The organism is Enterococcus sp. 10F3_DIV0382 (genome assembly GCF_002140245.1).
Taxonomy (GTDB): domain Bacteria; phylum Bacillota; class Bacilli; order Lactobacillales; family Enterococcaceae; genus Enterococcus_B; species Enterococcus_B lactis.
In genome coordinates this window covers 824,375-836,046 of record NZ_NGMF01000001.1, presented here as the reverse complement: position 1 = coordinate 836,046, position 11,672 = coordinate 824,375, and the positions used below count along the sequence as shown (strand labels likewise).

The 11,672-nt window shown below is 39.4% G+C and carries 9 protein-coding genes; 3 read left to right on the top strand and 6 right to left on the bottom strand.

All coding sequences use genetic code 11. The features are described 5' to 3' along the window. Positions 1-240: 240 nt before the first annotated feature. Complete coding sequence (locus A5849_RS04120) at positions 241-2,172, top strand: YiiX/YebB-like N1pC/P60 family cysteine hydrolase (protein ID WP_002308217.1); 1,932 nt, start codon at positions 241-243, stop codon at positions 2,170-2,172. Between the two features lie 269 nt (positions 2,173-2,441). Here the strand turns inward: A5849_RS04120 and A5849_RS04110 are convergent, their stop codons facing one another. Together A5849_RS04110 and A5849_RS04105 are read right to left on the bottom strand one after the other, a co-directional pair. Continuing rightward, on the bottom strand, positions 2,442-3,029 hold the full coding sequence (locus A5849_RS04110) for a metallophosphoesterase family protein (RefSeq protein ID WP_002313362.1): 588 nt from the start codon (positions 3,027-3,029) through the stop codon (positions 2,442-2,444). Positions 3,030-3,158: 129 nt separating this feature from the next. After that, positions 3,159-4,436 carry an MFS transporter gene (locus A5849_RS04105; protein WP_002308213.1) on the bottom strand — a complete coding sequence of 426 codons (1,278 nt, stop codon included), beginning with the start codon at positions 4,434-4,436 and terminating at the stop codon, positions 3,159-3,161. Positions 4,437-4,626: 190 nt separating this feature from the next. On the opposite strand from A5849_RS04105, the gene A5849_RS04100 reads away from it, so the two are divergent. Then, the gene (locus A5849_RS04100) at positions 4,627-5,409 is read left to right on the top strand and encodes a hypothetical protein (protein WP_086309971.1); all 783 of its coding nucleotides are present in this window, start codon (positions 4,627-4,629) and stop codon (positions 5,407-5,409) included. A gap of 108 nt (positions 5,410-5,517) precedes the next feature. Here the strand turns inward: A5849_RS04100 and A5849_RS04095 are convergent, their stop codons facing one another. The 4 genes from A5849_RS04095 to A5849_RS04075 form a co-directional block, all read right to left on the bottom strand. Then, positions 5,518-5,862: a DUF1831 domain-containing protein gene (locus tag A5849_RS04095; RefSeq protein WP_002286736.1), complete on the bottom strand. Its 345-nt coding sequence runs from the start codon at positions 5,860-5,862 to the stop codon at positions 5,518-5,520. A 136-nt stretch (positions 5,863-5,998) separates the two neighbouring features. After that, entirely contained in the window at positions 5,999-7,144 is a 1,146-nt protein-coding gene (locus A5849_RS04090) for a cysteine desulfurase family protein (RefSeq protein ID WP_002308210.1), read from the bottom strand. 423 nt (positions 7,145-7,567) lie between these two features. Next, a complete protein-coding gene (locus tag A5849_RS04080) occupies positions 7,568-8,542 on the bottom strand; it encodes a ribose-phosphate diphosphokinase (protein WP_002308208.1) in 975 nt (324 codons plus the stop codon). A gap of 79 nt (positions 8,543-8,621) precedes the next feature. Beyond that, complete coding sequence (locus A5849_RS04075; RefSeq protein WP_002308207.1) at positions 8,622-9,497, bottom strand: hypothetical protein; 876 nt, start codon at positions 9,495-9,497, stop codon at positions 8,622-8,624. A gap of 131 nt (positions 9,498-9,628) precedes the next feature. Here A5849_RS04075 and A5849_RS04070 point away from each other — a divergent pair, with 131 nt between their 5' ends. Then, positions 9,629-11,536, top strand: coding sequence for a M13 family metallopeptidase (locus tag A5849_RS04070; protein ID WP_002308205.1), 1,908 nt, complete (start codon positions 9,629-9,631; stop codon positions 11,534-11,536). Positions 11,537-11,672: the final 136 nt, after the last annotated feature.

Sequence of the window (11,672 nt, the reverse complement as noted above, 5' to 3'; positions counted from 1 at the left end):
TCTGTAGACTATCTAACCCCAAATAAAATATAACGTCTTTGATTTTATTCGTAAAACTTAAGTTAAATGCTAATTATTTCATTAAAGATAACAGTTCTCAATCATCGATATAGCTGATTTTACTCTTTGGTGTTATGTGCAATATACGCCTAGATTAAATAACTTATACATTTTATTTTCAAGCTATCATCATACTTATTCATATGTTATTATTCTAGCATAAAACAAGGAGGGATTACATTGAAATCAAAAATTAAATTGTTTCTGACTACCTGTTTACTCGCCGTCGCATTTGCCATCCCAATCACGACTGTACATGCTGATACAGATACCCAGCAGATATTGGAGGAGTATTATGAAGAATTCAAAAATGAATACGCTTCCTTCGATCAGACATTTGAAGAATTCACTTCGAATTATTACAATCAACCATTCAATTCCGCGATTTCCGAAGAAGACCAATTGCGTGACTACCTAAACACCGTCAATGAGCACTATATTCGTAAAGAAGCCGAACAATTATCCAAAGACCCGCCTCTTTGGTCATTCAATATCGGAAATGCTTTGGAGAATATCACTTTTGAAAAAGTACCGACTTATCATAAATATGATCTGATGAATATCGTTCAACCAGGAGATATCATTTTCGAACGGAAAAGGGCTGGAATCACTCCAGTATTTCTTCATCATGTGATGATCGTAGAAGGCATTTATGAAGAGACACATAGCATCAATGGAAAACCAGAGACCTTCACATATATCCGAACTATCGAAGCAACTGATTATAGTCCTATACTTGAAACAAAAGCTGGAGGCGTTGTTTACGGTGTCTTGGATGATGAACGATTCGATTATACTGATTCAACTATTTTAAGAGTTCCAGCAGGGACAACAGCACAAAGAAATGCAGCCATCTCATTTATGCGTGGACAATTAGGTAAACAGTATAGTGTATGGGGAGATATAATGGGACGGGATCGCTCATCCACTAGAAATGACTGGTATTGCTCTTCCCTTATCTGGGCTGCATATATGAACGCAACACCTGATGGTAGAATCGATGAGCTAACTAATGAAAATGATCCTAGTTTCCAAGGTATTGATTTAGAAAGAACAGATTTTATTAACGGAATGGGTGTAACTCCAAATGATATAAAAAAATCCGATAAAGTCGAAAAAATCAATCCTTTTTTCGTAAATTATAAAGATTACGCAGAAAACATACGATGGTCGAACGCCGGCACTCCTATAGATGGCGAAGATTTCATTTTTAGCCGCGGTTCCAACTCATACACCTTAAGGAATGATTATTATTTCATCGCCACGGACAAAAATAACGGGAGACCTTATGCAAGTACACGTCTTACTTTCGGGCGTAATCATTCTGGAACGATCGTCGTAGAATTCGATATGTTCACCCGTTTTCTTTTAACAGACGAAGCAAGAGCCAAATTTTCTGACAGGAATATCCCGCTTATTCCAGAGACGATCGAAGATCATGATGTTCCGAACTATGTGATGAACTGGATCAATACCTATACCCAATGTTCGTTGGAGATCGTTTATTCTAACAATATCTCTACTGACAACAATCACTTAAGATATAATCCTTCTTTTACAAAAATCACGAAGAAAAAACATCCAGTCAATCCTTATCAGATCAACCAAGTCGTCCATACACCGCCTGCCTTCACTCAGCAAAGATTTGACTATACAGAGAACCTCAGTATCTATGACAAATATGAAATGACGCGACCGAATCCTTTCAATGCAGATGTTTCTTATAATCGAGCTACACCAAGCTGGTATTATTTTTACAATAATTATCATGCGTTGATAAAATTAGAGAATGGTACCTATCGCCACGCCTCTTATCTAAGGATCCATGGTTCATTCACAACTGCTGCTTCTGTCAGGAATGGTTATGGCTTCAATCATGATTTCACGATGACGGACGAAGCAAAAGCGATCTATAGGAATTATTTCTATCATATCGGCGTGAATCAGTCAGTGGATTATGCGATTGACTGGCTAAACCGATACACAAAAGAAAACACCCTGATCGTCTATTCCACTAATATAGATAATGATGTTAGGAAATTGAATGATGGTACTGCCACGGTCAGAAAAGCAGTTAATGATCAAGGGAAATTCGTGTACTGTATTTTGTAGTTCCTCCTTACAACATATGACTGTATTACTAAAAAATAGGATAAAAAGCCGCGCCAAAAAGGGACGACTTTTTATCCTATTTTTGAAAATCAGGTACTTCAATTCTTTTATAACATGCAGCGAACTGTTTTTCTATTTTGATCCTTATGGCACAGAATTGGGCAGCAGGCTCAAAAGCTTGTATTTGCGGGGACAAGTCCTACCCAATCAAAAACACGAGAAGCTGTTTTTGATTGCCTGTTCTTATCACTTGATGCAGGGCAGCTTTTTCACGACCTCTTTGCTTCATATATTTCTTTGATTTGCTTTTCGGATAACGGCGTACCGAATGGCAGTTTTTCTTTTAGAAGGTCTCTTTCTGGTGCGTCTACGCCTACATTGACGACATTTTCAATGGGTACACTATAATGATGGATATGCCCGTGAAGGTTTCGAATGGTGTCGTTAGGTCCGAGTAACATTGGATAATGCGTCAAGTAATATTGCTGATGGTCGAACTTCACGATAGCACCTACGTCATAAAAATAAAATTTGGGACTGCCATCAGAAAGTCCAGGATCGTTTTTTTCTAAATAACGGAAGAACGCACGACTGTCATGATTCCCTTTGATCAAGTGGATCGTTCCTTGCAGTTGACTGACTAATTCTAAGATGTCTGCATTTGCTTTTTCATACTGCGGATGCATGGCAAGATCACCTAGATGATAGACGTGATCCGTTTCTTTTACTACTGCATTCCAGCTGGTGATCAACTGTTGGTTCATCTCATCTACATTTGCAAAGAGTCGCGGAGCAAAGTCATTTTCTCCTAGTAAACGCTCATGAAAAAAGTGCATATCACTCGTAAAATAATTCATGTTTCTCCTGCCTCCCTTTTCCTTAGAGTAAACAAAATTGCTGATCGGAGCAACTCATAACATCTAAAAAAGCTGTGAAAAAACCACTTGATTTCAAGTAGGAAGAAAATTTTTATCACCGCTCCTTTTCTATTCGTTTTCTTGTTCACGGTGTTCTTTCACCAGTTTTTTCTGTAATTCTTTATCATAATTTCGAGCAACGGGTGTCAAAAATAAAACGATCCCGCATAAAAGCGTACCAATTCCCGCAATCAGAAACATCTTTTCTACACCAATCTTATCTGTCAAGGGGCCGGCAAATATTAAGCCAATCGGCCCTGGCAAAGTCATTAATGAGTTGAATACACCTAAGACTCGTCCTAAAACGTTCGGTTCATAACTCTGTTGGATGATCGCCATCAGTAAGGTATTGAAATAAGGTGTGGCAAAACCTGCCCCGGCATTCAGTAAAAGAAAATAAAAGAATCCCTGTGTTGTCCCCGGCAACAATCCACTAGCCCCAATCGTGGTACCTACGACTACATAAGCCATGAAAATCGGCTTCATCCGGTCTTTCCATTTTCCAAAAAAGCCAATCACCGCTCCACCTGCAAGCATTCCTACTGAATAGACTACTTCGACAAGACCCGCCTGTCCTACATTTTGACCAAAATAGCCCATCGTCATCAACGGATACAGACTGGCAGCTGGCATAAACAATAACGTGAACACAGCACCGTTGAGCATGATATGCCAAAGACCTTTATTCTCGTACAATTTTTTCACACCAAATTTTGTATCTGTCAACAAATGAATGGTTTCTCCTTGCGAAATAACCTTAGGGATCGTCACAAAAACAAGTAATCCCACACCAAATACCGCGCCTAGCACATCAAGCAAAATCAGCCAATTGATAGGTATCACTGTAAATAAAAATGCACCTATTGCAGGCGCAATGATAAAATTCGCTGACTGGACCATGCCTAGCTGTCCATTGATACGTGTCAGCTCTTCTTCTGGGACCATCGTAGGAAGGATCGATTGGATCGTCGGCATCTGGAAAGTTTGAGCAATTGCACGAATGAACAACGATACAAACACTAGCCACAACGGAAATGTGTCAGAAATCGTACCGACTACTACCAAGACCATTGCAAACAACGCGACAATGATATCTGTCAAAATCAACAATCGCTTTTTGTCCCAACGATCCACCAACGGACCAGCAAACGGACTCAGCAAAACCATTGGGATCATACCTAATAACGTAGCAAAGCTCAAGATTGTTGCTGAACCTGTTTCTTTCGTCAGATACCAAATGATTGCATATTGCACGATCATACTCGTGATTCCAGATAAAAACTGACCTGTCAAAAACAAGTTGATATTTTTACGCCAATGTAAAACCGGCTCCTTTTCTTCTCCCATATCCTTCCCCCACTTCTTCTAAGACTTATCGTCCTTACGTAGCTAGAATTATACTTGATTATTTCCTTGAAACCTAGCTGTTTGTTCAAATACCATCGTTATATATTTTCAGTTTTGGTAAAAAAGTAAAATTAGCAGAAAAAAATCAGCAATCATGCTAAACTAAGAAAAAACTAGGAGGGCATCAGTCATGAAAATCAACTTTCAGACCACTCTTACCCCTGAAGAAATCAAAATCGTACTTGAACAGACACAAGGTACGATCTGGATCAGCCACAAACTACCTAAGCTTCCAGAAAATGCTTTTTATCTCTTTTATCATCAAAAGGTGTGTACAGCAATTGGGAAAACAGTCCAACCAGAAACAATCGATACCGTCATCATGATCCAGCTTCCTTGGGATATAGAAGCCGATTATATGATCTACATGCTAACCGAACAAGCAGAAAAAGCTGGTCTTACAATAGCCAAAGAATCGTTCCCTTCGATTCCTGAAACGGCTAGAAAGAAAATGGCAGAACACCAAGAGAAGATTGCTGCTATACTAAGTACATTTGGTTATCCAATCGATTTTTCCGTGCCATCTGCCGCTGAAGATACGAAGAAAAAACCAGCAAAAGCTCGTCATCGCTGGTCAAAAGAAGTCAGTGAGATTCCTTTTACCGTCGATTTCAGGGGAAGTCAAGCAACGCTTTACTGGATCAAACGAAATGAATTGCTGATCAAAGCAGGCGCGACGCTCGTCAAAGATCCTCCTTTAAATAAAGACGGCTCATTAGGTTATGCTGCAAAATATGGGCAAAAGCTACGAGATGATTATAAAGACAAGATTTCAGGCACAACCACGATCGAAGATATCATCGTAAAAAGTGTGAATGAGGCAAGCTTGCTGTTGTACTTTGCCGGAACAAATAGTTGGTTGGAAATAGTGGATGAACATGGAAAATCCATTGATGAGTGGACGAGAGTCTGATTTACAGCAGAAAAAATAAAAAAGACAACTATTTTGTGTCGTCCTTTCAAAGTTAGAGATCTAACGATTAGGCCGTTTCAAAACTAGTTGTCTTTTTATATCCACAGGTTATTCGACTTTTTCGAATAACCCTCGACTGATCATCCCATCCATCAAAAAATAGAATTTATCTTGACTCATTTTCTGTTTTGGATCTTTGAAAATATTGACTGCTTTCAGTCCGTTTGCTGTAGTGATCGACATTTTCAATGTTTGGATATCTTTTGATACAGTGATTTTCAGTTTGAAGCCTTCTTTGCTTTGCGGCGTTGCATCTAATGGTCGGATCAATTGATAATTGCCTCCGTTTGTTTCTGTAAACCCATTATCGCGCAATGTATATCTTTTTGCATCAGGATGCAAACGATAGCTGATTGGTGCGCCAAGTACAGTTGCTGTTGTTTCAAATGCCATGATTTTCACCTCGATAAAATTAGTTTCTCTTTATTATAAAAGTTTATCCTGATTTTTACTAGGTTTTTCAGTTAAGTTCCCTAAAAAATGAAGGCGTTCTCTCAGACATCCGTCCACATCAGAATGACTTTATTAGTTATTTTTTGACAGCACGAACTAATTGATCAAGGAAATAATGGATGTCTTCTTCAGTATTATCTAATCCAAAGCTGATACGAATGGATTCTTTTAGTATCGGCGTATCTTCTCCATACATCGCTTCTAATACGTGAGAAGGTTCGATGTTCCCTGCTGTACAAGCCGAACCAGTAGAAATAGCGATTCCGTTCAGATCAAGCTTCATCAGTAGCAAATCATTTGCTTCGCCAATCAAGCGAAGATTCAACACATGAGGGAGTTTATTCGTTAAATCACCATTTACTTGATAAGGGATTTCGTTTGCTTCTAATGTATCAAGAATCAATTGTTGGAATCCTTGATATTTGTTGTTACGTGCTTCACGTTCTTCAGGTGATAGCAGTTCAACTGCTTTTGCCATTCCCCAGATTCCTGCTAAGTTTTCTGTACCTGCACGCCGCTTTTCTTCCTGCTCGCCACCTAAAAGCAAGGCAGGGATATTTACTCCGTCTCGTTTATATAAGAAACCGACGCCTTTTGGTCCATTGATTTTATGAGCAGAGATACTTAATAAATCGATCCCTAATTCTTCTGGATGGATCGTTTGGTTTCCATAAGCTTGTACCGCATCTGTATGGAAATAAGCTGGATGATCCGCTAAAAGTTCACCGATTTCTTTGATTGGCATCAAATTTCCGATTTCATTGTTCCCGTACATCACAGAGACCAAGATCGTATCTTCTCGCAACGCTTTTTTGATCTCTTCGATCGACAGATTTCCTTTTTCATCTACAGGCAGATATGTAACGTCAAACCCCTTTGTCTCTAAATATTTCATGGTATTAAGAACAGCAGGATGTTCGATAGCTGTAGTGATTAGATGTCTGCCTTCTTTTTGACGCGAGAACGCTGTTTCTAAGATAGCTGTATTATCCCCTTCTGTTCCCCCACTATTAAAGATGATCTCATGAGGTTTTGCTTGCAGACTATCTGCAATGATTTGTCTTGCTGTTTCCATTTTTTCATGCGCGTGGCGGCCAAACCCATGTATGCTTGAAGGATTACCAAACGTTTCTTGCATGATCGCCGTCATCGCTTCAATTACTTGCGGATGCATGGGGGTAGTTGCCGCATGATCCAAATAAATAGTTTTCACTTCATTCATCCCTTCCAAATTATCGCTAGGCACATTCTAGCATAAAACAGCGAATATACCAAAGAAGAGATTACTTTTACCTAGAAGGCACTTAGTGTAGCGAAAAAGAGGTTGTGAAAAAGCTGTCCTGCATCAAGTAATAAGAACAGCCAAACAAAAATAGCTTCTCATATTTTTCGTTTGGTTGGACTTATTACCGCAGATGCAAGCTTTTGAACACCGTTTACCAAGAGGTTGTGAAAAAGTCGTTTAGTTTCGAGTAGTAAGAAAAATTTTGTGAAAATGGCTTTCTACATTTTTGCATAAATTTGGCTTAATACCGAGAAACTGGCTTTTGAACACCGTTTATTCGGAAAAAGAGACTGTGACACAACTTTTGTCACAGTCCCTCTTCTCGTTGCTAATTAATCTTCTCGTTTTTTGTCTTTTTTCTTATTCGAATTCTTTTTCTTCCAGACGGAATAACGGACTCATCGGTGTATTTTCATGGATGCGTTTGACCGCTTCACCCATTAATTCTGAACATGTCACGATCGTTAAGTTTTCTGGATGACGATTTTCTTCTGTGAAAACAGAATCAGTGATACAAATATCTTTGATTGGTGCATTGTCTAAAATGCTTTTCGCATGATCGGACAATAATCCATGTGACGCACAGGCATATACTTCTTTTGCGCCGTTTTCTTTTAATACATTTGCTGCTCGTGCAAGCGTTGCTCCGGTGTTCAAGATATCATCTACCATGATACATGTCTTTCCTTGAACATCACCAATCACATAACCACCCTCCGTTGAAGCATCATCTGCATGGTCTACGATGGCTAATGTACTGTTCAAATATTCTGAAAGACTACGTGCACGCTGAACGCCGCTGTTTTTTGGCGACACAACTACGATGTCATCTCCCATCAGACCTAATTGACGGTAATAATGAGCAAACAATGGCATCGTAAATAAATTATCTACAGGAATATCAAAGAATCCTTGTACTTGAACCGTGTGCAGATCTAAAGTCAGTACTCGAGTTGCCCCTGCTTCTTCGATCAAGTTAGCAATCAATTTCGCAGTGATCGGTTCATGAGGTTTCGCCGTGCGGTCTTGTCTAGCATACCCATAGTAAGGCAATACGACATTGATCGTTTTCGCACTTGCTCGCTTCATTGCATCAATCATAATCAGCAGTTCCATGTAATAGTCATTGACAGGTGCATTCGTTGATTGAACGATGTACACGTGATCCCCACGGATACTTTCTTCAATATTGATGGAAATCTCCCCATCACTAAATTGCTTCACGACGCTTTTACCTAATTCTGTTCCAAACACTTTCGCGATTTTTTCAGCTAATGGACGATTCCCATTCAAACTAAAAATCTTCAATGTGTCATCCTGATACTTATTACTCATGTAGTCCTCCCCAAAACTTCTCTATTCTTCGATAGTTTAACATATTTTCCCAAGATTTTCTGTTAATTTCAGCAAATTCTTAAGGAAGTGAAACTGTTCCGTTACTCCAACTGGCAGGAATAACTTTATGGTAGTCCCCCCAATTGTCGTGTACTTTGTAATAACGTTCTCCTGTTTCAGTTTCAAAATAAGCATACGCCGTCACCCAATGATTGCCGTAAGTACTACCAAGTACTTTCAGGATTCCAATCATCACAGGCTTGCCTTCACGTATACGTTTTGTGGCTCGCTGCCATGAACCTAGAAGAGTTGCTCGTGCACGCTCGTGATTGCCATTCTTCTTTAAAAAACTAGAAATCCCTGTACTGACTTGAAAAGGGATCGTAGGAAGGCCTAGTGGTTGGATTTGGCTACGCAACGCCTTTGTCAATGCCATCGAGTTAGACGTGTTTTTCTTGCGGATCTCTAGGGGAAGCATCCACTCTTTACGATAGTCTTGATAGTAGGCAAGTAAAACCGCCGCCGCATAAGTCCCGCAAAGATAACCTGAAGGAGTAGCCCATTTCTTATATCTTAAAAAACGTTCTTCTGGCAATCCCACCCAACAATTTACGAGTTCTTTTCCTGACCTTTTTTCTTCGATCAAAACAGGTACCTCTTCTTTTCCGTTGATCCATTGAGAGAACTCGATTGGTGCTTCATTGAGCAGTCTCCATTGGCTACGAGAAATGCCCTCTTGATAGGTATATTCTGCTGGAGAATATTCTGTCGGATGTCCTGATTGATCGATGATCACATAACTTTGATCTTCAAAAATCAGTGCTAAAAAAAGCCGTTCGCTTTTTTTTGACTGTAGTTGCTGGGTGCTGGCTAATTTTTTGATTTTTTTATCTATTTTAAAATAGAAAGGTTTATCCACTACTTGTTTCAGTTGGGATCGCCTCCTTTTTTTCATTATAAGTGAACGATTGAAAAAAACAAATCAGTTTGATTGTCCGAATTTTCAAATTTTTTTATGTTCTATTTGTTAATTCCTTCATTTTGTAAGATAATGGGCACACGAAACAAAAAAGGAGCGATCGATGAATGAACAAAGAACGATTGAAACAAGATTTCTATGAAGCAGTCAATGAAGAATGGCAAAAAACAGCAAAAATCCCTGCAGATAAACCAGCTACAGGCGGTTTCCAAGACTTAGTTGACGGAATCGACCAACTTTTGATGGGAGAAACAGACGATCTGCTTGCCCATCCAGAAAAAGTATCTTCAGAAAAAATGAAACATTTCCTTGCTTATTATCAATTGGCAAACGATTATGACCGAAGAAATGAGTTGCATGCTCAACCACTTCAGCCTGTAATCGAGAAAGTTGAGTCATTGCAGTCTTTCGACGAATTGAATGAGCAATTCCCGGAATGGTTGTTGGATACACTACCATTGCCATTTAATCTAGATGTAGATGCTGATATGAAGAATGCACAGACGAATGCCTTCTTTGCTTATCCGCCTTCTTTATTTCTTCCAGATAAGACGTATTATGCACCAGAACATCCTAACGGTGCACAACTAATGGGCGTTTTCTTTGATATGGCAGTTCAATTATTGGAGCTTGCTGGCAAAGAAAAAAGTCAGGCAGAAGCAATCACTGAACAAGCAGTGCAATTTGATAAATTGATTGCTCCTCATGTAAAAAGTGCAGAAGAAAACGCAGATTACAGCAAAATGTATAATCCGCAATCTTTTGACACATTTATTCAATACACAGATAAACTTGACTTGAAAAAACTTGTCACTAGTTTGATTGGGACAACCCCAGATAAAGTGATCGTCACTGATCCAGTGTACTTTGATCATTTGAATGACATCCTGACAGAAGCTCATTTTCCCTTATTCAAAAGCTGGATGATCATTAAAACAGTACGTTCTCTTAGTGGGTATCTATCAGAAGAATTCCGCCAAGTCAGCGGAATCTATTCTCGCGTATTGTCTGGAACAGACGAAGCAATGCCTCAGAAAAAAGCAGCGTATTACCTTGCTTCTGGTCAATTTGATCAAGTCGTTGGTGATTACTACGGGAAAAAATATTTCGGCGAAGCTGCTAAAAAAGATGTAGAGCAAATGGTGAAAAAAATGATTGCCGTTTACAAAAAACGGCTAGAAGAAAATGACTGGCTTGGGGATGCAACAAAAGAAAAAGCCGTCATAAAATTAAATAACTTAGGTATCCAAGTCGGTTACCCCGATAAGATCCCAGCACTATTCGACCAATTCAAAACAGTGCCTGCAGATCAAGGTGGTACTTTGCTTTCAAACACTCTTGCTTTCAGCAAACTCACATTAAAAGATCGTTTCAGCAAATGGAACAAACCAGTGGATCGTTCAGAATGGGAAATGAGCGCTGATACAGTCAATGCTTATTATCATCCATTCCGGAATGTGATCGTCTTTCCGGCAGCCATCCTTCAAGCACCGTTTTACAGTCTAGAACAATCAAGCTCTGCTAATTACGGGGGAATCGGAGCTGTTATCGCTCATGAGATTTCCCATGCATTTGATAATAACGGCGCTTTGTTTGATGAATATGGCAACTTGAACAATTGGTGGACAGAAGAAGATCTTGCACAATTCCAAAACAAAGCACAAGCAATGATCGAAGAATTCGATGGTCTGCCTTTTGCTGACGGAAAAGTAAACGGAAAATTAACTGTTTCAGAAAACATTGCGGATGCAGGCGGTCTAAGCTGTGCATTGGAAGCAGCAAAAACAGAATCAGATCTTTCTATCGAAGAATTCTTTGTCAATTGGGCAACGATTTGGCGTACAAAAGCAAAAAAAGAATACCAACAACTTTTACTGCAAATCGATGTTCATGCCCCTGCTAAACTTCGAGCAAATGTGCAACCAAAAAACCTTGACGAATTCTATGAAACATTTGGTGTCACGGAACAAGATGCTATGTATCTAGCGCCAGAAAAAAGAGTGCGAATCTGGTAAGAGGTTGCGAAAAAGCTGTCCTGCATCAAGTAATAAGAACAGCCAAACAAAAATAGCTCCTCATATTTTTCGTTTGGTTGGGCTTATTACCGCAGATGCAAGCTTTTGAACACCGTATATCAGAGGTTGCGAAAAA